This window comes from Thiomonas delicata, from assembly GCF_900088825.1.
Lineage (GTDB): Bacteria > Pseudomonadota > Gammaproteobacteria > Burkholderiales > Burkholderiaceae_C > Thiomonas_A > Thiomonas_A delicata.
In genome coordinates, this window is record NZ_LT592170.1 from 366778 (window position 1) to 390109 (window position 23332).

18 protein-coding genes are annotated in these 23332 nt (G+C 64.9%); 14 read left to right on the forward strand and 4 right to left on the reverse strand.

All coding sequences use genetic code 11. From position 1 onward, the window contains the following. The first annotated feature begins 211 nt into the window (after positions 1-211). Together THIARS_RS01900 and THIARS_RS01905 are read left to right on the forward strand one after the other, a co-directional pair. On the forward strand, positions 212-1147 hold the full coding sequence (locus THIARS_RS01900; protein ID WP_094159228.1) for a LysR family transcriptional regulator: 936 nt from the start codon (positions 212-214) through the stop codon (positions 1145-1147). Between the two features lie 547 nt (positions 1148-1694). Beyond that, positions 1695-2585 carry an isocitrate lyase/PEP mutase family protein gene (locus tag THIARS_RS01905; RefSeq protein ID WP_094159229.1) on the forward strand — a complete coding sequence of 297 codons (891 nt, stop codon included), beginning with the start codon at positions 1695-1697 and terminating at the stop codon, positions 2583-2585. A 621-nt stretch (positions 2586-3206) separates the two neighbouring features. Here THIARS_RS01905 and THIARS_RS01910 read toward each other — a convergent pair. Continuing rightward, positions 3207-4409 (reverse strand): IS4 family transposase, encoded by a 1203-nt coding sequence (locus tag THIARS_RS01910; protein WP_094159105.1) that lies wholly within the window; start codon positions 4407-4409, stop codon positions 3207-3209. 65 nt (positions 4410-4474) lie between these two features. Here THIARS_RS01910 and THIARS_RS01915 point away from each other — a divergent pair, with 65 nt between their 5' ends. From THIARS_RS01915 to THIARS_RS01940, 6 genes are all read left to right on the forward strand, one after another. Further along, positions 4475-5890 carry an MFS transporter gene (locus THIARS_RS01915; RefSeq protein WP_141202312.1) on the forward strand — a complete coding sequence of 472 codons (1416 nt, stop codon included), beginning with the start codon at positions 4475-4477 and terminating at the stop codon, positions 5888-5890. 96 nt (positions 5891-5986) lie between these two features. Beyond that, a complete protein-coding gene (locus tag THIARS_RS01920; protein WP_094159231.1) occupies positions 5987-6835 on the forward strand; it encodes a DUF7847 domain-containing protein in 849 nt (282 codons plus the stop codon). Positions 6836-6859: 24 nt separating this feature from the next. Then, positions 6860-7405, forward strand: coding sequence for an adenine phosphoribosyltransferase (locus THIARS_RS01925; protein WP_094159232.1), 546 nt, complete (start codon positions 6860-6862; stop codon positions 7403-7405). Between the two features lie 14 nt (positions 7406-7419). Beyond that, on the forward strand, positions 7420-7863 hold the full coding sequence (locus THIARS_RS01930; RefSeq protein WP_186436532.1) for an LEA/WHy family protein: 444 nt from the start codon (positions 7420-7422) through the stop codon (positions 7861-7863). Positions 7864-8072: 209 nt separating this feature from the next. After that, positions 8073-9065, forward strand: coding sequence for an NHL repeat-containing protein (locus THIARS_RS01935; RefSeq protein WP_094159234.1), 993 nt, complete (start codon positions 8073-8075; stop codon positions 9063-9065). A 371-nt stretch (positions 9066-9436) separates the two neighbouring features. Beyond that, positions 9437-10960, forward strand: a complete 1524-nt coding sequence (locus THIARS_RS01940) for a hypothetical protein (protein WP_094159235.1) — start codon at positions 9437-9439, stop codon at positions 10958-10960. Positions 10961-10978: 18 nt separating this feature from the next. On the opposite strand, the gene THIARS_RS01945 is transcribed toward THIARS_RS01940, so the two are convergent. The 3 genes from THIARS_RS01945 to THIARS_RS01955 all read right to left on the reverse strand — a co-directional run bounded on the left by THIARS_RS01945 (position 10979) and on the right by THIARS_RS01955 (position 14788). Continuing rightward, on the reverse strand, positions 10979-12019 hold the full coding sequence (locus tag THIARS_RS01945) for an SDR family oxidoreductase (protein ID WP_222423051.1): 1041 nt from the start codon (positions 12017-12019) through the stop codon (positions 10979-10981). A gap of 5 nt (positions 12020-12024) precedes the next feature. Continuing rightward, positions 12025-13305 (reverse strand): nucleotide sugar dehydrogenase, encoded by a 1281-nt coding sequence (locus tag THIARS_RS01950; RefSeq protein ID WP_094159236.1) that lies wholly within the window; start codon positions 13303-13305, stop codon positions 12025-12027. A gap of 73 nt (positions 13306-13378) precedes the next feature. Then, positions 13379-14788 carry a TIGR03013 family XrtA/PEP-CTERM system glycosyltransferase gene (locus tag THIARS_RS01955; protein WP_094159237.1) on the reverse strand — a complete coding sequence of 470 codons (1410 nt, stop codon included), beginning with the start codon at positions 14786-14788 and terminating at the stop codon, positions 13379-13381. Between the two features lie 324 nt (positions 14789-15112). Here THIARS_RS01955 and THIARS_RS01960 point away from each other — a divergent pair, with 324 nt between their 5' ends. The 6 genes from THIARS_RS01960 to THIARS_RS01985 all read left to right on the forward strand — a co-directional run bounded on the left by THIARS_RS01960 (position 15113) and on the right by THIARS_RS01985 (position 23221). Beyond that, positions 15113-15736 (forward strand): XrtA/PEP-CTERM system exopolysaccharide export protein, encoded by a 624-nt coding sequence (locus tag THIARS_RS01960; RefSeq protein WP_094160565.1) that lies wholly within the window; start codon positions 15113-15115, stop codon positions 15734-15736. Between the two features lie 54 nt (positions 15737-15790). Next, positions 15791-17389 carry a TIGR03016 family PEP-CTERM system-associated outer membrane protein gene (locus THIARS_RS01965; RefSeq protein WP_094159238.1) on the forward strand — a complete coding sequence of 533 codons (1599 nt, stop codon included), beginning with the start codon at positions 15791-15793 and terminating at the stop codon, positions 17387-17389. A 9-nt stretch (positions 17390-17398) separates the two neighbouring features. Further along, positions 17399-19612, forward strand: coding sequence for an XrtA/PEP-CTERM system-associated ATPase (locus tag THIARS_RS18500; RefSeq protein WP_186436533.1), 2214 nt, complete (start codon positions 17399-17401; stop codon positions 19610-19612). Positions 19613-19695: 83 nt separating this feature from the next. After that, on the forward strand, positions 19696-21273 hold the full coding sequence (locus THIARS_RS01975; protein WP_094159239.1) for an XrtA system polysaccharide chain length determinant: 1578 nt from the start codon (positions 19696-19698) through the stop codon (positions 21271-21273). Positions 21274-21283: 10 nt separating this feature from the next. After that, on the forward strand, positions 21284-22189 hold the full coding sequence (locus THIARS_RS01980; RefSeq protein WP_094159240.1) for an XrtA-associated tyrosine autokinase: 906 nt from the start codon (positions 21284-21286) through the stop codon (positions 22187-22189). Positions 22190-22255: 66 nt separating this feature from the next. Beyond that, on the forward strand, positions 22256-23221 hold the full coding sequence (locus tag THIARS_RS01985) for a cupin domain-containing protein (protein WP_094159241.1): 966 nt from the start codon (positions 22256-22258) through the stop codon (positions 23219-23221). Positions 23222-23332 lie beyond the last annotated feature (111 nt).

A 23332-nucleotide genomic window follows, 5' to 3' on the forward strand; every position in this document is an offset into this window, starting at 1 on the left:
TCGGCAGGGGCATGGTGAAATCGATACCTCTGTTTCGGAGTTTCCTTCCAGTCATGCGTGGTGAGTTTCAAGATCAATCCGTTCATCCCTTTCAACTTTCGATACAGTCACGGCACGGTTCGGCCTCATGCGCATGAATACGAGTAAAGCGTTGCCCATCGCGCAGCCGTTTAACCAACCGATTTCTCGGTGAAAGCAAGACGACCGAATCATGCGACTCGATCCGATTTCTCTAAGGCTCTTTGTCAGTGTCGTCGAGGAAGGGACCATCGCTGCCGCCGCCGAACATGAACATCTCGCCGCTTCTGCCGTCAGCAAACGACTCAGCGAACTGGAGGAAACACTCAATACCCAGTTACTGACGCGCAGCAACAAAGGCATCGAACCTACGGCGGCAGGCTTCGCGTTGCTGAATCTGGCGCGAGGCGTGCTCCACAATCTCGATGAGATTTACTCGCAGATGCGCGAGTACTCAAGCGGCGTTCGTGGTCATATCAGGGTTTTTGCCAACATTTCTGCGATCACCCAGCTTCTTCCCGAAAAGCTGAAATCCTTCCTGGCTGTTTACCCACGGGTGCAGATTCATCTGGAAGAAAAAATCAGCACCGTGATCACCAAGGCGGTGGCCGAGAACGCGGCGGATATCGGCATCTTCACGATGGGGCACCATGGCCATCACCTCGAGGTTTTTCCCTACCATGACGATGAACTCGTGCTGATTGCACCCGAGTATCACATCCTCGCGCAAAAACCATCGGTCTGTCTCGCCGAAACACTCGATTTCGATTATGTCGGCCTCCACACCGGCAGCGCCATCAATCATCAACTGATCAAGTCAGCGACGAAACTCGAACGAAGCTTGAAGCTGCGCATTCAAGTCACCAGCTATGACGCGCTCTGCCTCATGGTCGACGCCGGGCTGGGTATCGGCATCATTCCAAGCAATAGTGCGAAGCCCTATCTGAAGTCTTTGGCCATCAAGGCCATCCCTTTGAATGAGCCTTGGGCGAAGCGTGAATTGGCAATTTGCGTCCGCTCCTACGACGCGCTTTCCGTGGCCGCAAGAGTTCTGGTTGATCATCTCAAAAACAGCACTGATCCATGCCATAAGCCTGCCATCGCCTTTCGCGATGGCAGGCTCGCGTAATAGCGTTTTACCCCGCCTGAAGCCCCATTCATACTGCGGCGTACGCGGTGTCGCGCCAGCCCAAAGAAGCGTACGCCGGCCATTCCGTTGTGGGGGACAGATGCTTCATTCAAGCAGGTCGAGCGTCATGAAACTGAGCGATTCCTCTCGATGAACTCGAAAGCATCGAGCCGCGAAGGAGCGTCGCCCTGTCGCGATAAGCCGGGTTTCGCGGCAATCGCGGGGTCCCTGGGTGGCCTGCGTCGCCTGGCGGGGTCCTCGGGCCGGCCGCCCGTGCGCATCGGCGATACGCTCGCCACTCACTGTATGGGGTGATTGGTGCGCTGCTGGCGATGCATCCCCCAAGGAACTGGAGGCAAGCGGAAATATAACGATGTGGCGCTGTATGAAGCCGCCTTCGGACTGATGAAAAATCTCGTTCAGGAGTTCTTGGTTTCCGGTTATGTCTGCGCATGCGCGGGGGCCAGCTTGACGAGGTGTCGCTCGAATACCTCGCACCATCACGGCTGACTTGAAACAAACGCGTACAACGCAAAAAGGTTTTGTCATGAAAAAAACAACCCAACTCAAGCACCTCCTTCGGGCCGAGAAGCTGCTCATCGCACCAGGCGCCTATGACGCGCTGAGCGCCAAGATCATCGCGCAAGGCGGATTCGACGCCGTATATATGACGGGCTACGGCGCCTCGGCCAGCGTGCTGGGCGCACCGGATGTGGGTTTGCTCACGATGAGCGAGATGCTGAAACGGGCGGGCGATATCGCCGAGGCTGTGAATATCCCGGTGCTGGCCGACGGAGATACCGGTTTTGGCAATGCCATCAACGTGAAGCGCACGATCAGGGAATACGAAAAAGCAGGCGTCTGCGGCATCCAGCTCGAAGACCAGGTTTCCCCCAAAAGGTGTGGCCACATGCTGGGGCGCGAGGTCATTCCGATGGAGGACATGGTGCAGAAGATCAAGGCGGCCGTCGATGCGCGCCAGGATGATGATTTCGTCATCGTTGCGCGCACGGACGCTCGGACCAGCCATGGCCTGGAGGAAGCGCTGCGACGAGGGCTGGCGTACGAGCAGGCCGGCGCCGACGTGATCTTCATCGAGTCTCCCGAGAACGTGGACGAACTCAGGCGGATCAATGAGGCGTTTCCCAACACACCGACCCTCGCCAACATGATCGAGGGCGGCCGGACTCCGCTGCTGCGCGCCGATGAACTCGAGCGACTGGGTTTCGGGATCGCCATCTACCCTCTCGGCCCGCTGTATGCCGCAGCGAAAGCGGTCGAGTCGTATTTGAAAGAACTCCGGACGGCCAAGAGCACGACCAACAAGGTCCACGACATGATCACCTTTGCCGAGTTCAACGCGCTTATCGGTCTGGCTGAATACAGCCAACTCGAGGATCTGTACAAAACCAAGCGCCGCATCCCAACGCCTGAATGACGAAGGACTCGAAATTCCGCACAATGCGTCATGGTCGTGAGGGTCAAATGCACGACAACCCGCTGTGCACGCGCCTTTGTTCCTGTCAAAACAAATTTGGACACCGATTTCTGCGTTGGCAAGGCGGGTCGCATGCTTTTCCAGCAATCCCCGGTAAGGGCCATGGCATGAATCAAATCTCGACGGAGACATGCACCAAGTCGTCGGCCCACCACCGGAGACTCCGAGCGAGGCCGTTGCGGTCTGCTTCGCTCCGTGTTGTTCGAGCTTGCACATGGGAGATGCAAGCTGCCTCGTAGACCGCCAACCGATTCAGTCAGCAGCGCGTCACTGAAGGTGCTCTCTCTGAATTTGGAACAACCCAAAGACATCAGGAGACAAGACAATGGCTTCAATACCCGTAACTCCGGCATCGTCGCCACAGGATCTAGCTTCAATACTGTTCAGATACGTAGGATTGGTGTTGGCTGATGGTGTTGATGGAGTACCTCTCCGCGATGTCGGAGGTTGTAGTTGCTCATTTTGCGTTTGACGCCGCGCGGGTTGGTCCGACCTCGGCTGCTCACGCAGCGACCGCGGGCGATTTCCTCGAACAAGGCGTCGCGCCAGCAAGGCAGTCGCTCAGGGGGGAATGGCCGCGGCCTGCGGCATTTTTCGCTTGATCACTCGCACTGCGTGGGTGAAGCTCAAGCGATCCGGATCGAGTCCGCGTGGCCAGGCGGCTTGCGCCATGATTTGGCGAATCGCGAAGTGCGCCAGAAGCAGTCCCCAAAGTTCCTGCCTCACCAGTTCCGGTGTCTTGCTTCGCAGGACGGTGCTGTTGGCTCGCAGGTGCGTCTTGAATTCGGCGAAGACGCTCTCGACTTCCCAGCGTTCGTGGTAGAGCGCCGCCAGCTCGAGCGCCGGAGCATCCTCGGGATCCAGGATGTTGGTGACCAATCGGTAGCTGTCCTGTGTTGGCGTGGCGGAGTTGGTCAACAGGTACTCGACGATCCGAATCGTTTGCCCGACGCGCTCGCTCCTGCGATCGTCGCTGTCGAACACCGTACTGAGATAGGAGCCGTCCGGCAGCGCTTTTTCAATCGGCAGTTTGCTCGTAGACGGCACTCGCCATGCCAGTTTGGCACCGGTGGCGCACGCGATCTGCCAGAGCTTGAATCCGTAGAAGCCGCGGTCGGCAAGCACGAGCATGTTTGCTGTCAACTTCTGGGGCAGCAGTCGGCTCGCCATGACGCGTTCGCTCTGGCTGTAGGGGCCGATGTCGGCGGCCACAACGGCGTGGGTGCCGCACTCGACCAAGCCCAGCAGCCGGGCCTGTGGAAAGGCGCTCTGTCCGCGTGTGGCACTCGGGTAGCCGAAGTAAGAGGCGTTGGCCGCCTCGTCCGCCACGTCCATGCCGCTGCCATCCAAAGCCATCACGCGCAGCCCGCGATACCAAGCTCCAGGTGCCCCGGGCGCTGCAAGCGGCCGCAACACCCGATCAGCCAGTTGATGCATGACCTCGGCACCGAGCCGCGTGCGCGCCTGCGAAATCGCCGACTTGCTGGCCTGGACTGCACCAGCCCGGCTATCGCCGAGCCATTGCAGGCCCTCGCAAACGACGCGCAGAACCTCCTCCAGCGGCGCCTCCCGCCACAGCGCCAACGCCATCACGTAGTACACCACCGCCGGCGCTGGAAGAAGACGCTCGCGCTGGCTTGCTCGGCCTGTCTCGCTTAGCACCTCCTCGATCAGCGCCCGCGGACAAACGCTGGCCAAAACCCCCGCGCTGATCAGGTGTGCCACGTCAACCTGGGCCGGTAACGCCTTGCGTGTCCTGGCCATGCCTCATCCTCATCGACACCTCGATGAGGATGAATTATGACTGATTGCCTGCTATCTGAACAGTATTGGATCTAGCTTCAAGACCTGCCGCTGCGACGCTGTCGCCCCAGAAACCAACCATCGCCGCGCGCATCGACCGCCTGCCGCCGTCGCGAACCGTGCGCAATATGGTGGCCTTGCTGTCGCTAGGGGGCTCGTTCGAGTTCTACGACCTGTTCCTCACCGCCTACATCGCCCCGGGGCTGTTCAAGAGCGGGGTGTTCACCGCCACCACCAAGGGCCTGTTCGGCATGGAGGGCATTGCCAGCTTCGTGGCCGCGCTATTCGGCGGGTTGTGGGTGGGCACGCTGTTCGTGAGCTGGCTGTCGGACCGGTACGGGCGGCGCGCGATCTACACCTGGTCGCTGCTGTGGTACTGCGCGGGCACGTTCATCATGGCGTTTCAGCACACGGCGATGAGCATCGACATCTGGCGTTTCATCGCCTCCATCGGCATCGGCGTGGAGTTGGTGAACATCGACAGTTACGTGTCGGAAATCGCACCCCGCGCGCAACGGGGACAATATTTCGCGTTCAACCAGGTCTTCGCCTTCGCGGCGGTTCCGGTGGTGGCCTTCCTCGGCTGGATGCTGGTTCCGCAGCCCATCATGGGCCTGGACGGCTGGCGCTGGGTGGCGATCATCGGCGCGATCGGCGCCGTGTTCGTCTGGTTCATCCGGCTGCGTTTGCCCGAATCTCCCCGCTGGCTGGCGCAGCACGGCCGGCACGAGGAAGCCGACCGCATCATGCGCACCGTGGAGGACAAGGTGCAGGCCGAGACCGGGCAGCCGCTGCCGCCGCCGGTCGTGGTGGCGGGAGAAGATGAAACGGTGCGCGGTGCCTGGATGGAAATGTGGCACGACACCTACCGTCGCCGCACCACCATGCTCATCCTGTTCAACATTCTGCAGACCGTGGGTTTCTACGGTTTTGCGGTCTGGGCGCCGACCTACCTGATTTCAAAGGGACTGGATGTCACCAAATCGCTGGAGTACACCTTCATCATCGCGATGGCCAATCCCGCAGGGCCGCTGATCGGCTTGTTCTTCGCCGACCGGTTCGAACGCAAGTGGCAGATCGGCATCGCGGCGCTGGTGGTCGCCGGGGCCGGACTGCTGTTCGCCAATTCCTCGGCGGCGCTTCCGGTCGTGCTGTTCGGCATCCTGGTCACGCTGGCCAACAACTGGATGAGCTTTGCGTTCCACGCCTACCAGTCCGAGCTGTACCCGACGCGCATCCGGGCGCGCGCCGTGGGCTTCGTCTATTCGTTCAGCCGCATCAGCGCGGTGTTCAGCGGGTTCTTGATCGCCTGGCTGCTGCGACACTATGGGGCCATGGGCGTGTTCAGTTTCATCGCCGCGGCCATGGTGGGGGTGTTTCTCGTCATTGCCGCGATGGGGCCGAACGTGACGCAGCGCCGGCTGGAGGACATCGCGCGCTGAGGGTGGACGCAGGCGGGCGGCGGTGGCCGGCGGCGCGGTAGCGCCACGGCCACGCGCCGGGGATAATGGGTTTCCAGCGTTTCCGAGGAGACCGCCATGAACCCGTCCGCCGACATCCCGTTTCGCCGCGTTCCCGCAGGCCAGGCCCTGGCCTGGTGGGGCGAGGGCTGGAAAAGTTTTTTGCGCGCGCCGCTGTCCTGGACCGGCATGAGCCTGGCGATGCTGGTGCTCTTGCTCGTGCTGCGCGCGCTGCCGCTCGGCGGGCTGCTGTCGCAGTGGCTGAGCCTGCCCCTGTTCGCGCTGGGCGCGGTGTTCGCGGCCTTCCTGCACAAGCGCTGGACTCAGGCGCGCACCATCACGCCGCAGGGCATCCCGGTCGAGCCCGAGGTGGAAGGCACGTTCAGCGAGTCCGCGCAGTACTGGAAGACACGTATCGGGCCCCTGCTGCTCGCCTCGGTGCTGGTGCTGGTTCTTGGCGGAGCCTTCGGCGCGGTCTTGGTGCTGGGCCTGGGCGCCCTGTTCGGCGTGGGCCTGGCCAGCATGGGCGCGCTCAGTCACCTGATGACGCCCGGCGCCGGCATGATGGCCGGCGTGGGCGCCATGGCCGGCGGCATGTTCACGCTGATGCTGCTGGCTTTGCTGGCCATCTTCCTGGTCAGCGTGGCGTTCTGGTTCGTCAACACCCTGGTGGTCCTGGGCGGCGTGCAGCCGTGGGACGCCATTCGCCTTTCGTTCAAGGCCGGCTTCGCCAACTTCGGCGCCATCCTGCTGTTCACCTTGTTGCTCATCCCGATCGGCTTCGTCGCGATGATCCCCTTCGGCCTGGGCCTGCTGGTGCTGCTGCCGGTGATCTCAGGCGCCTCCTACGCGTCGTACCAGGACGTGTTCGGCACGCCGGTCCAGCCGGGCGCGGCGGCAAACCAGCCGCCAAGCTACGCCAGCTGAACGTCCTCTCCCCCTCACTGCCCGATGGACATCAACGCCTACCTGCGCGACCACATCCGCACCGTGCCCGACTGGCCCGCCCCCGGCGTGCAGTTCCGCGACATCACCCCGCTGCTGCAGAACCCGCGCGTGTTCCGCGTGCTCATCGACCAATTCGTGCACCGCTACATGGCGCCCGAATTGCGCCCCGACGTGGTGGCCGGCATCGACGCGCGCGGTTTCATCCTCGGCAGCGTGATCGCCTACGAACTCAACGTCGGCTTCGTGCCCATCCGCAAGAAAGGCAAGCTGCCCTACGCCACGGTGGAGGAGAGCTACGAGCTGGAATACGGCAGCGCCACGGTGGAAATCCACACCGACGCCGTGCAGCACGGCCACCGCGTGCTGCTGATCGACGACCTCATCGCCACCGGCGGCACCATGATGGCCGGCAAGCGCCTGCTCGAAAAACTCGGGGCCGAGGTCATCGAGGGCGCCGCCATCGTCGACCTGCCCGAACTCGGCGGCTCCCATGCGCTGCGCGCCACGGGCTTGCCGCTGTTCACGCTGGTCGACTACGCCGGGCATTGACGATGATGCGGCGCGTGCGTGCAGCCGCCCTCGGCCTGGCGCTGCTCGCCAGTCTCGCGGCCCCGCCGGCGCGGGCGCAGACCGCGCCCGAAGTGTCCATCGCCCGTGTCGACAGCCTTGCCCTGGAAGGCCAGACCGCAGTGCTGGACCTGACGCTGTCCATCCGCAACCCCAATGGCATGGCCCTGCCGCTGCAGGCCCTGCGCTTTCACTGCTGGCTCAATGGCGTGGACGTGTCGCAGGGACGAAGCACCACCCCCGTCACCATCCCCGCAGGCGGGCGGGCCCAAGTCCCCGTGCGCCTGGACGTCGACGGTCCCAGCATGCTCGGCGTGCTCGCCGCACTGCCGCCGGATGGCACGGTGAGCTACCGCCTGGACGGCAGCGCCGAAATCGGCCTGACCATGTTGCAAGTGCCTTTCAGCCACAGCGGCACCGTGCAGTTGAACCTGCGCTGACGCCCCCGCGCCGAAGCCGCCCCCACGATTCAGGGGAAGCCAAGCCCATGGCCTTGTGGCACAGTGGAATCTCAAGGAAATGCCGGACCGCCCCAAGTTTTCTTGACCCCCGCGGGGGATGAGTCCGGGCGCAGCCCGGTCCTGGGGGCGCTCAAAATTCCAAGGCATCCGCCACACGGCGGAGCACAAACTCTGAAGGGGTTTTCAACATGCTCAAGCGCGCCCACTGGCCCATCCTGATGCTCACGCTGGCGCTCGCGGGTTGTGGCGGAGGGGGCGGAGGCGGCGGCACACCAGCACCCACGCCGGGCACCGGCAGCACATCCAATTCCAATGTCACCACCATCGCCCCTGGAGCGGGCCCGGCGGGCAGCACCAGCAGCACGGCCACCGGACAGCCGATCAGCGTGAGCGGATTCAGCTACCCGCAGGGCATCGCGGTTTCGGGCAGCACGTTGTACGTCGCCAATACCAGTGGGCAGTCGATCAGTGCCATCGCATTGAACCAACCCGGCTATCCATTTACGTCGATCCCGCTGAAATACTCGAGCGGCGAGCCTCCGCTCACCCAACCGACAGGTTTGGCGATTTCAAGCGATGGCACCACGCTCTATGTCGCGAATTGGTCAGGTCCCGTGATCGCAGGGCAACCGGGGCCTGGGTTTATTGATTCCGTCGACATCGCTACAGGTAACGTCACGCGCTTGGCATCTGGCCTCAACAATCCGGACGGGCTCGCGTTGTCGGCTGACGGAAATTCGCTATTCGTCGCCAACCATGGCAAAGGTGATGTGCTGCAAATTTCAACAACAGGCGGCACAACCATCGCCACCTACTATCCGGCCTCGAGCGCTAGCTACCCTTGGAGCGTCTATGCCGATAGCAGTAGCGTCTATGCGACCAACTCGAACGGCACGGTCAGCAAATGGGCCATCGTTCCCAGCGGCACTCCCTCGTCGCCGCCCACGACCGTCGCTACATTGGCCAGCCCTGCCGGCATCACCGGAGCCAACGGTTACCTGTACGTGGCCGATTACCAAGCCGAAGCCATCAACAAGATCGACCTGACGAGTGCAACGCCAACAGTGGTGGCGACAGTCAGCGTCTACCCGCGGCAGCCCTTCTTCTTGGCGCACGACAACACCTATCTGTACTTCACCGATGGCAACAGCGGCTCGGTCAACGCCATACCGTTGCCATGAACGCACTTGCTCCCGCAGTGTGACAACGCGCCCACCGCGATTTTGGGGGGCTTGAACGTCTTCCGGATTGGATCGGTGGGGCGCGATACAACACGTGCGCGGCGCGTTCCCGGGACCGGAGCGACGCCGCGCACGGCCTTGCACTTGATACCCCTCTGCTATAGTCGTCGCCGGCCACTTGGTCTCGTTACTAAATATTTCAGACGGATCACGCAAAATGCGCCGCGGTCCGCGCGACGACCAAGCCATCAAAGCCATGCCGGCTGCGGCGCGCAGGGTTTCAGCAAGCCCGCACCGATCGTTGCACGGCAAATAATGTGGTTCCTGGGGGGAATGTCGACATCCATTCTCGAAGCTTTGGAGTATTCCCCATGAGGCAGACACGCCGCCAATTCATCCAGCAATCCCTGCTCGCATTCCCTGCCATTGGTACCCTGGCGTCCTGCGGCGGCGGTGGGGGCGCAAGCGCCGCATCCGTGCCTAACGGCACGAACAGTGGCAACGTATCCACCGGGCTTCAGGCCTATGGCAAGAGCCTGGTTCCCTACTCTCCTCTGGCCAAGCAGCCCAAGTTGGTGCCGTTCAGGGATCCCGACTTCGGCACCCGCATGATCCGGCTCACGGACGCCAAGGCCGACTGGAACTCAGGTTGGGCGGTCCCTGCCTATCCGACCACTCAAGCTTGGAACACCGATGAATCGTTGCTGATCCTGTACGTCTCCGGTCGGTTGAGTAGCACCGGCGTTGAGGGCGGCTTTGCGCTGCTCGACGGCAAGACCTACGCCTTCATCCAGTTCCTGGCCATCAACCCCGCCGACATCGAGCAGTTCTACTGGTCGACTACCGATCCGCAGACTTTGTTCTACGTCAACAACTCACAAAGTACAGGCTCGCAAGTGAATCAGCTGGTCAAGGCGACCATCACGGTTGCGGCACGCACCAACGGCTCGATCAGCGCCGTGAGCATGAGCACGACAGTGCTGCACGACTTCGCCTCCGACTTCAAGCCCGGCGGAGCACTGGCCTCCGCCGTGTCCGGCGCCGGGACCATCACCAAGGTTTCGGGCGGCGAGGATCCTTTCGCGATGAGCGAGGACAACGACCTCATCGGTCTGGGCGCCGATTTGAACAAAACCTCCGGCGGCGTCGAGGAATTCGCCGCCTTCAGCTACCGGATTTCCACCGGCGCGATCGGCTTGGCGTTTCCCGCAGTGGGCAGCGTGCCTCAAGCCCTGCCGTCCGGAAGTGGCACCTACTTCTACCAGAGCACCAACGGCGTGCAAGTACTTGACGCGCTGAGCAACCAGGTGCTGCGCACCTTGCCTTTCGATGGCCAGGAGCACAGCGACATGTTGCGCAACGCCGCCGGCGACGATATCGTGGCCGGCGCGCAATACGGGCCACCCTCAGGCGGCGCGACCGGCACGCTGATCTGGGTCAACCTGAGCAAAGGCGGGGCGGTCCACACCCTGATCGGCCCGGCCAACGGCGATCCCTACCCGCCAGCCGGCACCCTGGTCAGTGGGCGCGCATACAAAGCGTCGGGATGGGTCGCCGTCGGCATCACCGGCTGCCCGAGCGGCTCCACCGGCAATTGCCAGGGACCGACGCCGACCGTCAGCGGCACGCCGAAGACCTACCTGGACCAGGAGGTGCTGATCGCAAACGTCGATTCGGGGGCCATCTATCGCGTGGCACACCATCGCAGCGCCGGTTATTACAACAACGCGACCACCAACAACTACTGGGCGCAACCCAACGTCACGATCAGCCCCAGCGGCACGCGCATCCTGGTTCCCAGCGATTGGGGCTGCGCCAATCCCAGCGCGCCGGTGATCGACCCCAGTGCCATCATCGACACCTACGTCATCGAACTGCCGGGCTACACCGGCTGAGAACCCCGGCGTGCCGACTCAGGCGCAGGCGTGGCTGGCTTGGGCGAGGTACCAGGGCATCGCCTCGCGCAGTCCCTGACGCACGCTGTGCGTCGGGGCGTAGCCGAGCATGTCCCTGGCCTTGGAAATGTCGGCCAGGGAATGGCGCACGTCGCCCTTGCGGAAATCGCGGTAAGTGGGCGGCAGCAAGACCAGTTCCGGGTTCAACGCCTTGAGGTTCTCGCCCAGCAGGCCGTGGAGCTGGTTGAGCGAGGTCTGCTCGCCGTAGGCGACGTTGAAGATCTCGTGCGCCGGCCCTTCCGCCGGGAACAGGGCCGCACGCAGATTGGCCTGCACGACGTTGGCGATGTAGCAGAAGTCGCGCGTGGTCTCGCCGTCGCCGTTGATGAGGCAGACCTCGCCGCGGCTGATTTTCTGCGCCCAGTTGGGGATGACGGCGGCATAGGCGCCGTTGGGGTCCTGGCGGGTGCCGAACACGTTGAAATAGCGCAGGCCCATGGTCTGCATGCCGTAGGTGCGCGTGAACACGCTGGCGTACAGCTCGTCGAGGTATTTGGTCACGGCATAGGGTGACAGCGGATTGCCGATCACGCCCTCGACCTTGGGCAGGCCGGGGTGGTCGCCATAGGTGGAGCTCGACGCGGCGAACACGAAGCGCGCCGCGCCCTGGTCGCGCGCCGCGACCAGCATGTTGAGGAACCCGGTGGCGTTGACGGCGTGCGTGCGCAGCGGGTCCTCGATGGAGCGCGGCACCGAGCCCAATGCGGCCTGGTGCAGCACGAGCTCGACGCCGCGGCAGGCTTCCTGGCAGGTGCGGGGATCGACGATGTCGCCTTCGATGAAGGTGTGGCGCGACCATGCCTCGTCGCCCACCGCCTGGCGTACTTCCTCGAGATTGCTGCGGTGTCCGGTGGCGAAGTTGTCCAGGCTGACCACCTGCTGTCCGGCGCGCAGCAGGGTCTCCAGAAGATGGGAGCCGATGAAGCCGGCGCTGCCCGTGACCAGCCAGCGCCGGCTGCGCGACGCGAGGGTGGCGGGCATGTCGAACGGGCCGTGCATCGCCGTCATAGCCGCCACACCTGCACGCCCTGGCCGCGCAACTGCGCGGCGTCGAACACGGCTTTGACGTCCATGAACACGCCCCGGGGCTCGAGCTTGTCGAGAAAGCTCTGCAGCGGCTTTTGCCGGTATTCGTCGTGGGCCACCGCGGCGACGATGGCGGCGGCGCGCGGCAACTGATCCCAGGCCACGAGGTCGACGCCGTATTCGTGCCGCGCCTCGTCGGGCGCGGCGATGGGATCGTGCACGCAGACGTCCACGCCGTAGGAACGCAGTTCGTGGATCACGTCGATGACCTTGGAGTTGCGCAGGTCGGGGCAGTTCTCCTTGAAGGTCAGCCCCAGCACGACGACCTTGGCGCCGCGTATGGGGTAGCCGGCCTGGCTCATCTGCTTGACGGTCTGCTCGGCGATATAAGTGCCCATGCTGTCGTTGATGCGTCGTCCGGCCAGAATCACCTGCGGGTGGTAGCCGAGCGTGTCGGCCTTGTGCGTCAGGTAGTAGGGATCGACGCCGATGCAGTGGCCGCCGACCAGGCCGGGGCGGAAGGGCAGGAAGTTCCATTTCGTGCCGGCCGCCTGCAGCACCTCGGTGGTGTCGATGCCGATGCGGTGGAAGATGAGCGAGAGTTCGTTCATCAGCGCGATGTTGAGGTCGCGCTGGGTGTTCTCGATGACCTTGGCGGCCTCGGCCACCTTGATCGACGACGCCTTGTAGACGCCGGCGGTGATCACGCTGGCGTACATGGCCGCCACCTTGTCGAGCGTGTCGGGCGTGTCGCCCGACACCACCTTCACGATGCGGGTGAGGGTGTGCTCCTTGTCGCCGGGGTTGATGCGCTCGGGCGAGTAGCCGACGAAAAAGTCGGTCTTCCAGCGCAGGCCGGACTGCTTTTCGATGATGGGCACGCAGACGTCTTCGGTGGCGCCCGGATACACCGTGGACTCGAACACCACGATGGCGCCGGGCTTGAGATGCCGCCCGACCGATTCGCTGGCCGAGACCAGCGGCGAGAAGTCTGGGTTGTGCGCCTCGTCCACCGGCGTGGGCACGGCGACGATGATGAAATCGGCCTCGCCCAGCCGCGCGGCGTCGCACGTGGGTTCGAGCAGGGTCGCGGCCTGCAGGTCGGCGCTGGAGACTTCGCCGGTCGGGTCCACGCACTTCAGGTAGGCGTCGACCTTGGCGCGCGACAAGTCAAACCCGATGGTCCGGTGCTTCTTGCCGAACTCCACCGCCAGCGGCAGCCCGACATAACCCATCCCGACTACTGCGACAACCGTCATAAAGCACCTTTGAGAACTGTTGAATGAATGGACGAACGCCCCGCCGGAATGCCGCCCGGCACGAATGCCGGCGTCAGCGCGCGCCTTCGCCGAATATAACCACGCGCACGGTTTCCAGAATGATCTGCAGATCGAGGATCAGCGAATGATTCTTGACGTAGTACAGGTCGAACTGCAGCTTGCGCCGCGCCTCGCTCAGCGAGGCGCCGTACGAAAACCGCACCTGGGCCCAGCCGGTCACGCCGGGCTTGACGCTGTGGCGAATGGCGTAATACGGAACCGCCGCGGTGAGCTGCGCGACGAAGCTCGGGCGCTCGGGGCGCGGACCGACGAGGCTCATCTCCCCTTTCAGGACATTGAACAGCTGGGGCAGTTCGTCGATGCGCGTCTTGCGGATGAAGCGCCCGACGCGGGTGATGCGGCTGTCGTTGGCCTGCGCCCAGCGCGCCACGCCGTCCTTCTCCGCGTCGGTGCGCATGCTGCGGAACTTCAGGCACCAGAAAGACTTGCCATAGAGGCCGACCCGCTCCTGCCGGAATATGATCGGGCCGCCGTCCTCCAGGCGTATCGCCAATGCCGCCAGCAGCATCACGGGCCACAGGACGAGCAAGAGCGCCAACGCCACGACCCAGTCGAACACGCGCTTGATCACCGTCCGCAGAACGCCCTGCGAGAACCCCTCGCCGAAAATCAGCCAGCTGGCCTTGAGGCTGTCCAGCGGAACCTCGCCCTTGAGGCGCTCGCTGAACGCCGCGAGCGAATGCACGGGAACGCCCAGAATGCGGCAATCGAGCAGCTGCCGCAACGGCAGGGCGCCGCCGCGCTGCTCGCGCACGGCGACCACGATTTCATCGATGCGGTGATGCGCGACGAGGGCGTCGAGGGCCAGATCCCTGGAAAACAGCGGCGCGGGCAATGGGCCGGCCGAACCCGATTCATGCCCCGACGGATAGAACCCCGTGACGCGGTAAATCCCTCCGGCATGGTCGATGATGTCCGACGCCTGGATCTGCGCGTCCGACCCGCTGCCGACGATGAGAATATTCCTCGACCAGAAGCGCGACTTGTAAGCCCCGAGCAGGGGAAGGCGAATCAGAAACACGCCCAGGAGCTGGTAGAAATACGCGAGCCCGAGGAAGCGCAAGGCGTGCCCATGGTGGAAGAACAGCCCGCCGAGCAGGAAATACAAAGGGGCGAGGCTGAACACCATCGAGAGCGTCACGCAGATCAGCAGGACGCGCAGCGAACCCACCCGATCGCGCTGATACACGCCGAAGGTGACGTACAGCAGCAGCTGCAAGCCCGCAAAGAACATGGCCGGGAGCAGGGTGACGGGAACAACGGCGAGGTCGGGGTCGTTGCCCTGGGACAACACCATCAAGGTCACGGCCGACAGCACGGCTGCCAGCATCAGGACGACGAAGTCCGTCAGCAACTCCAGTACCGTCCGCGTCGGAATGTACTGGTCGAAAACGCGGATCATGAGTCACATCCCCCGATGGCTGCCTGTGTCCTCACCCTCGGCACGCCGCCGGTCACCGCCGCGCGCAAGACGTGCCGCGCGGCCAACCGGATTGCCGACTGTCGTCGGCTTACGCGAAGAGTGATGGTTCTGTTACACGGCCCGACTCGCCGTGGCGAATCAAGGCCGATGGCGCATGTTTTCACACGCCATGGCACGCAAGGAACCCCCTGTTGAAGGGTGCCGGATGCGCGATGTCGTGACATAGACTGCATCGAAACTAGGCCAGCCTTGGTCACAGCTCTTGGTCACCGCTGCCACGCACGCCACCCAATGGAGAACATCATGGGGCCCTTTCCGATACGGTTCTCGCGAGGCCGCTTTTCCGCCTTGTTCGTCGCCTTTCTGGCTCTGCTGCTGTCCGCCTGCGCCAGCAACAACTTTCCCCCGGCGCCCGACAAGGTTGCGGCGGCCGACTACCACTACATCATCGGCCCGGGCGACACCCTGCACATCACGGTCTGGCAGAACCCGGACCTGTCCTCCACCGTCCAGGTGCGTCCTGACGGACGGATCTCGGCCCCGCTGGTCAGCGGCATGCTGGCCGCTGGCCTGACCGCCGACCAACTCGCCGCCGAAATCAAAAGCCATGTCGCGAAATATGTGCGCGACCCGGTGGTCACGGTTGTCGTGAGCGACTTCCACGGCGCGCTGAGCCAGCAGGTCAGCATCGTCGGCGCGGCGGCCAAGCCGCAAAGCCTGCCGTACCGCGACAAGATGACCCTGCTCGACGCCATGATCGCCGCCGGAGGCTTGAGCCCCTATGCCAGCGGCAACGACGCCGTGCTGATCCGCGCCGGCAAGTCCTACAGCATCCGTCTCGACGGCCTGCTGCGGCGGGGCAATATGGCCGACAACGTGCCGCTGCTGCCGGGCGACACCATCGTGATTCCCCAAGGCTGGTTCTAGACCTGCACCGCAGCGACGAACCACGATCCGCACGGCACATCCAGGAGCCCGCCCATGAACCTTCGCCGCACGGTGCTTGCCAGCGCCATCATCGCCTCCTGCACCGGTTTCGCGGGGCGCGCCGCACTCGCGCAAGCCCTGCCAGACTTGCCGGCGCTTGCCGCTTCGGGGGCCGCGGCCGAAACCCAGGGGCCGCCTCCGTCCACCTACCTGGAGCCCTCGCTGGGCCTCCTGGTCACGGGCACCAGCAACGCCAATTTCGGCGCCGGGGACGCGGCGCGGAGCGACACCATCTTCAACCTCGTGCCCCGCGTGGTGGTGCAGTCGGAGCACGCACACTGGCACCTGCGCGGCGACTTCCGCCTCAACGGCCTCTACTACGTGCGCGGCACGCAGTCCAACAGCATCCTGCCCAGCGGAAGCCTGGGCCTGGGTTCGGAACTGGTCGACCGCTTGCTGTACCTGGATGCAGGCGTCATATCCCAGCAGAACATCATCAACCCCTATGTCGGCCAGTTCAGTAGCCCCTCGTCGAACCAGTACACCACCACGCAATACCGCCTCAGCCCCTACATCGACCGGCTGCTCAACCCGAACCTGCGTTTCATTGCCCGCAGCGACAACACCTGGACCCAGGTGACCGGCAACACCGCGAGCACCGGCGCAGTCGGCGGGCGCTATGGCGTGCAGACGGTGAGCCTGGACCAGCGCCCGCTACCCTGGGGCTACACCCTGGTGGCCAGGCAGGACAACACCATCTACAACAACCAGCCTTATGCCTCGCTCAAGGACACATCGTTTCGCGCGATCGGCAACTACGCCGTGTCGGACCGGCTGGTGCTGGGGCTGATCGGCGGCTATGAGAAGGTCGATGCCTTTCTCGCGCAGGTCAGGAAACCCATTTACGGCGTGCGCGGCACGTGGCAACCCGACCCGAACGCAGGCGTCGAGGCCATGGCCGAACGCCGCTATTTCGGCACCGGCTGGGCCCTTCAGGCCCACGAGGGCACGGGGTTGTTCAACGTCAGCCTGAACTGGACGCGCGGACCCATCACCTTCCTGGGCTCACAATTCAATAGCGGACCGCCTGGCTCCAACATCGCATCCCTGCTCGACGGCATGATGCAGTCGCAGTATCCGGACCCCGTCGCGCGTGCGCAAGCCGTGCAGAACTTGCTCAACAGCGCCGGCCTGCCGTCGTCCCTGTCCACCGCGGACAACTTCTACACCCAGTCGGCCAGCCTGCAGAACGCGCTCAGCCTCACCGCCCTGATGCTGCGCGAACGCAACAGCTATGCGCTGTCGTTCTACCGCACCAAGACCGAAGACCTGTTCCTGCCGGGGCAGACCCTGCTGCAATTGCTGCAGACCCTCTCCACCGACACCATCCAAACCGGCGTGGCCTTCAACTACGGCCGCCGGCTCTCGCCCATCAGCAACCTGAATTTCACCGTGGTGCGCGCCAACAACACGGGCTTCGGGCCCAACCAAGGCCTGACCTCGCGGCAGACCAGCTTCATCGTCCAACTCGACCGCCGGCTCACGCCGCGCACCACGGGGCTGATCGGCCTGCGCCGCCAGTTCCTGGTGTCGTCCTACATTCCCGACACCAACGAGTCGGCCATCTTCGCCGGCGTGGTGCACCGGTTCTAAGCATCGGCCATGTACGAGCAGTTCTTCGGCCTGACGGCGCCTCCGTTCCAGATCAACCCGGACCCCAGCTTCTACTATGAGAGCAAGGGCCACAGCAGCGCACACCAATATTTGCGCTTCGGGGCGTTCCAGGGCGAGGGCTTCATCGTCGTCACCGGGGACATCGGCGCGGGCAAGACCACGCTGCTGCGCACGCTGCTGGCCGAACTCGATCCGGCTAAGGTGGTGGCCGCGCAGATCGTCAGCACCCAGCTCGAGGCCGGCGAGCTGCTCTCCGCCGTCGCCCTGGCGTTCGGCATTCCCGCTGACGGCATGAACAAGGCCAAGCTGCTGGTCACGCTCGAGGCCTATCTCGCCTCGCTGGCGACGTCCGACCGCCGCGCCCTGCTCATCATCGACGAGGCCCAGAACCTGGGGCCGGCCGCGATCGAGGAATTGCGCATGCTGTCGAACTTCCAGTTCGGCAACAAGGCGCTGCTGCAGAGCTTCCTGGTGGGCCAGCCCGAGTTGCGCGAGATCCTGCGGCTACCCGCGATGGAGCAGTTGCGCCAGCGCGTGATCGCCAGCTGCCACCTGGGTCCGATGCAGCCCGCCGAAACCAGCGCCTATGTCGAGCACCGGCTCCGCAAGGTGGGCTGGAGCGGCAACCCCGCGTTCGACGACGCGGCTTTCGGCGCGATTCACCAGTGGTCCGGCGGCGTGCCGCGTCGCATCAACATGCTGTGCAGCCGCTTGCTGCTGTCGGCCTTTCTCGACGGCGTGGACCGCATCGACGCCGACCGCGTCGATCGCATCGCAGGGGAGATCCGCGCCGAACTCAGCGGCCCCGCGGAAGTTGCGCCGGGGGCGCCCGACAGGGCAGCGCAATCCGCCGGCCCCCATGCCACGATCACCGAGCCGACTCCGGCGGGACCGCGAAGCGAAGCGCGCGCCGACGCGGAGGCGCGCTTTCGCGCGGCACTGCGCACCCCGCCCGCGACGGCGGGCGGCTACCTCGACCTGGACCTGGCGGCATCCCGAACCGAGCCTGCGGGCAAAAACCCGCAGCAGCAGCCGGGTCCGCTGCTGTGCGTGGCGTCGTCGCAAGATACGCTGGTGATGATGAGCGCCCTGCTGCATGCTTTCGGCCAGCGCGAGGATCTTCCGCCCGCCCTGCCCTTGCAGATCCTGGAGCGCGACGCCAACGGCAACACGGAGCTGGCCGCCCGCGATGCCCTCGACCTGATCCTGCCCGACCTCAGCCTGCGCATCGAAACACGCGCCCCGACCCCGGCCGGGCGCATGGCCGAAATGCTTGCGGCGCTCGCCCCCCTGCTGGACCACTACCAGCCCAGCGCGCTGGTCCTCGGCGGCGACGATGCGGCCAACGTCGCCTGCGCCCTGATGGCCAACCAAAGCGGCGTGCCCGTGATCCGCGTCGACGCGGGCCTGCGCCATGGCGACCGCACCGTGCCGCGGGAAACCAATAGGGTCCTGATCGACCACGCATCCAGCCTGCTCTGTACCGGGGAGCGCGCGGCGCTCGCCAGGCTGCAGACCGAAGGCATCGCGTCCGGCCGCGTGCATCTGACGGGCACGCCGCTCATCGATTCCCTGCACCACGCGCTGCCGCGCTGCCCTTCGGCCGCTGGCGTGCTGGCGCGCCTTGGTATGTCCAGCGAGGTTCTCACCCAGCCCAGGGGCTACGGACTGGTCTGGATGGAACACGCGCTCGAAGGCGACAACCCGGCGGCGCTCACCGAGCTCGATTCCGCCCTGCGGCGCATCGGCAGGACCCTCGGGCTGATCTGGCCCATGCGCCCCGACCTCCATGCCGCGCTGCCGGAACACCGCTACGGCGCGGGTCCGCAGACCTCGGCCATTTGCATCACCCCCGCGCTCAGCTACCTGGAGATGCTGGGCCTGCTGCGCGAGGCCTCCTGCTTGCTGACCGACAGCGGCTGGCTGCAGGATCAGGCCACGGCCCTGGGCATTCCCTGCCTGACCCTGGCGAAATGCAGCGAACGCCAGGCGTCCATCCAATCCGGCACCAACAGCCTGGTCGGCGGCAACATCCGGCGCATCTTCCGGGAGCTTTCGGAAATCCTCGATTCCGGCGGCAAGAGCGCCCATCTGCCCGAATTCTGGGACGGCCACGCCGCCGAACGCATCGCCTGGCAGTTGTCGAACTGGCTGCTGGCCCGCCAGGACCGCGAGTTCCGCGCCCATCTGGAGGGCGCATGATGAACGCACCATGGCTCCCGTCCATGTCGCGCCCCTGTTGCCGTACTGCCGTCGCTTCGGCTCCGTTCCACATGTGAACCACCATGAATGATCTACTCCGTCCCCTGTTCAATCTGCTGCCCTCCATGTGGGAAAAACGCTGGTGGGGCCTGGCCGTGGCCTGGGTGGTCGCGCTGCTCGGCGCCATCGGCGTGGTGCTTTATCACGAACGCTACATGGCCAGCGCCACCGTGTTCGTCGACACGCAAACCATGCTGCGGCCGCTGATGACCGGCTTGTCCGTGCAGCCCGACGTGGGCGAGCAGGTCAACATGCTGGCGCGCACCCTGCTTTCGCGCCCGAACGTCGTGCGCATCGCCGAGGAAAATCGCCTGATTTCCCCGAGCACCCCGCCCGACACGCGGGAGCGCATCATCGAAGCCCTGACGACGGGCATCCAGGTCAAGATCAACGGCCGCGACAACCTCTACCAGATCAGCTACATCGGCCGCGATCCCGCGCAGGCCCTGGGCGTCGTGCGCAGCGTGCTCGATCTGTTCGTCCACAACGGCATCGCCACCAACCAGAAGGATTCGGCGCAGGCCCTGCATTTCATCGACAGCCAGATCGCGATCTACGACAAGAAACTGCGCGACGCCGAAAACAAGCTCAAGGAGTTCAAGACGCAGAACCCCGGCTACTCCGGCCAGGCCAGCACCGACTACTACACCCGCGTCAGCCAGCTGCAGGACCAGCTCACGCTGCTGCAGGGTCAGCTGACTTCGGCAGCCAGCTCGCGCGACACCCTGCGGCGCCAGCTGGCCGACATTCGCCCGACGCTCTCGCCTTCGCTGGTGCCTGGCGCCAACGCCGGGCTCCTGCCCCAGCCGTCGGAGATCGATGTGCGCATCGCCGCGCAGCGCAAACACCTGGACGACCTGCTGCAGCGCTACACCGACGCCTACCCGGACGTCATCGCCACGCGCCAGACCCTGGCCCGCCTGGAACGCGAGCGGCAGGAGCAGGCGAAGCGCAAGGCCGCGGAACCCGCGCCGACGGCTGGAGCCGGAATCCAGTATTCGGAAGCCACCAACCCGGTGTACCAGCAACTGCGCATCAGTCTGGCCCAGGCCGATGCCAACGTCGCCGCGCTGCAGTCGCAGGTCGGCGACGTGCAGGCCAGACTGGGGCAACTGCGCGCCCAGGTCGGCAAGCTGCCCAAGCTCGACGAACAGTACGTGCAACTCAACCGCGACTATTCCGTCATCAACGAGAACTACCAGAAGCTCGTGCAGCGCCGTGAAGCGGCCGTCATCTCGCGCGACCAGGACCAGAGCCAGAAGCTCGACTACTTCCACGTCGTCGACCCGCCGCGCGCCAGCCCCAGACCGCTGTTTCCCCACCGCAGCGTGCTGATTGCCTTCGTGCTGGTGTTCGCCCTCGCTCTGGGTGCGCTCGCCAGCTATCTGCTCGTGCTGCTGTTCCCCACGTTCCGCAGCGCGCGCGAATTGCGCGAATCGACCGACCGCGCGGTGCTCGGCTCGATCAGCCTGGTCTTCACGCCCAGAGAAACCAAGGCCGAGCAGCAGCGACAAGTGCTGTTCATGACCGGCACAGGCTCGCTGGTGATCCTGTACCTGGCGTGGGTCGTGCTCAACGTGCTCCACCTAATCCACTATTGAGAGGCGCGTCATGAGCATCATCGAACAAGCCAGCAAACGCCTCGAGGAACTCCGCAAGGCCGGGGTCGACATGCCCTGGGTCGAGGGAGCCGAAGCCGCCAGTCGCGGCCAGGCGCAGCCTGCCGCGCTGGCCACGGCGTCCCAAGCCGCGCCCACCACGCCCACGGCACCCTCGCGGCTTGCCCCGCCAAAGCGCAACGCCGACATCGACCTGCAAGCGCTCGAGGAAGCCGGCTACCTGGTGCCGAATGCCACGCGGACCCGCCTGATGGACGAGTTCCGCAGCATCAAACGCCCGCTGCTGGCCAATGCCCAGGGCGGCAAGAGCGCAGGTCCGGTCGAGCGCGGCAACCTCATCCTGATCACCAGCAGCCTGCCGGGCGAGGGCAAGACCTTCACGTCCATCAACCTCGCGATGAGCATGGCGATGGAGCTGAACCACAGCGTGCTGCTGGTGGACACCGACGCCACGCGGGTGGCGGCGGGCGAGCGCCTGGGGCTCAAGCGCGGTCCCGGCCTTCTCGACCTGCTGCTCGACCCCGCGCTGGACCTCGCCGACGTCGAGCTCGCCACCAATGTGGACAAGCTCACGGTGCTGACCGCCGGCACGCAGAACGACCGCGCGACCGAAATCTTCAGCAGCCAGGCCATGCAGGACTTCCTCAACCATCTGGCCGCCCACCAGCAGGATCGCATCGTGATCTTCGACGCGCCGCCGCTGCTGCCTTCGGTCGAGGCGCGCGTCCTGGCGCCCCAGATGGGCCAGGTGGTGCTGGTCGTGCACGCCGGCAAGACCCACCAGGGTTCGGTGCTGCAGGCCTTGTCCATGCTGGAGGAGTGCCCCGTCGTGATGACCCTGCTCAACCAGTCGCGCACGCCATCCACGGCCTCGCCGTACGGCTATTACGCGTATTGAGTCCGGGCCGCGTCGAACGGGAATTGGCGCCATCTCGGCTGTTGGGTCCGCTTAGGAGGATGTGTCATGGAATGGACGCAAGCAACGCATTCCGGCAAGACCGACGCGCCCGGCCTGCATCGCGCAGCGCCGGCGCCGGCGGGAATCGCGGCGGTCGACCCCGCGCGGTTTTCCACCCACGTCATGCACGCCATCCGGCACGACTATGCGGACCATCCGCTGATGCAGCTGCCCCGCCTGGCACAGCTGGCGCACGACCTCATGCCCAGCCGCCAGTGTCGCTTCATCCGTCCCGGCACGACACAGACCTCGGAGTTCTTCCACACGCCCAAAACCCCCGACGGGCTGGGCATCGACGAGGTGTTCGCGCGCATCGAGGAGCCAGGCTCCTGGGTCGCGCTCTACAACGTGCAGACCGACCCGCACTACGCCGCCTTCCTCGACGAGGTCATGGCCGGCGCCCGGCCGTTGATCGAACCTGAACAGCCGGGCGTGTTCCGCGTCGCCGGCTTCATCTTCATCTCGGCGCCGCCCTCGGTCACGCCGTTCCACATCGACCGCGAGAACAACTTCTGGCTGCAGATCCGCGGCCGCAAGATCATGACCGTGTTCGACCATGCCGACCGCGCCGTGGTGCCGGCGCGCGAGGTGGAGGAATTCATCGTGCACGGCTCCCTGCGCAACGTGCGCCTCGACCCCGCGCTGCGCCACCACGGCCGGGACTTCGACGTCGGACCCGGCGACGGCGTGTATTTCCCCGCCACCTCGCCGCACATGACCCGCACCACCACCGACTGGGTGCGCGCCGGCGATGGCGTCTCGATCTCCATCGGCGTGGTGTTCTACACCGCCACCACGCGCCACCTGGCCCGCGTGCACCAGTGCAACCGGGTGCTGCGCCAATGGGGCCTGCAGCCGTCCTTTCCTGGTTCCAGCCCCTGGCGCGATGCGATCAAGGCGCCACTCGGCCGCGCCTTCGCGCTCGCGCGCGTCAGGATGCTCCATTACGTCGCCCCGCCCGGCGCCTATTGAAGGGATCGGCGCCTCCGGGGGCAGCCGTGCGTTTTCTTGAAACGCGACAAGCCGGATCGGCTTGCTGCCCGCCCGCTTGCGCGTTGCTGCCAACTTGTTCACGCAGCAGGT